The sequence below is a fragment of the Kitasatospora sp. SC0581 genome (genome assembly GCF_048159585.1).
Lineage (GTDB): Bacteria > Actinomycetota > Actinomycetes > Streptomycetales > Streptomycetaceae > Kitasatospora.
The window spans coordinates 1-415 of the sequence record NZ_JBLRWA010000164.1 but is presented as its reverse complement, the minus strand read 5'-3'; the positions used below and the strand labels follow the sequence as shown (position 1 = coordinate 415).

Genomic DNA, 415 nt, shown 5'->3' with positions numbered 1-415 from the left:
CCTTGAAGGAGTCCGGGATGCCCACCTTCGCCCGCAGCTCCTCCACCGCCAGCGCCAGCGACTCCACGCCCTGCTCGGGGGTGGCGGCCGGCAGGCCGAGGGTCCGGGCGATCTGCTGGAACCGCTCCGGGGCCACGTACGCCCGGTACTTGGGCCAGCTGGTCACCTTGGCCGGGGCCGCGCCGTTGTAGCGGATCGCGTGCGGCAGCAGGATCGCGTTGGTCCGGCCGTGCGCCACGTGGAAGGTGGCGCCCAGGGTGTGCGCCATCGCGTGCACCACGCCGAGGAAGGCGGAGCCGAAGGCCATGCCGGCGATGGTCCCGGCGTTGTGCATCTTCTCCCGGGCGACGGGGCTGTTCGGCCCGTCCACCACGGCCTGCTCCAGGTTCTCGAAGATCAGCCGGATGCCCTGCAG

At 72.3% G+C, this 415-nt stretch carries 1 protein-coding gene; it reads right to left on the bottom strand.

Features of this window, described 5'->3' with window-relative positions; translation table 11 throughout:
• A partial coding sequence (locus ACLWS4_RS37585; RefSeq protein WP_416876516.1) for an iron-containing alcohol dehydrogenase occupies positions 1 to 415 on the bottom strand: 415 nt, incomplete at both ends.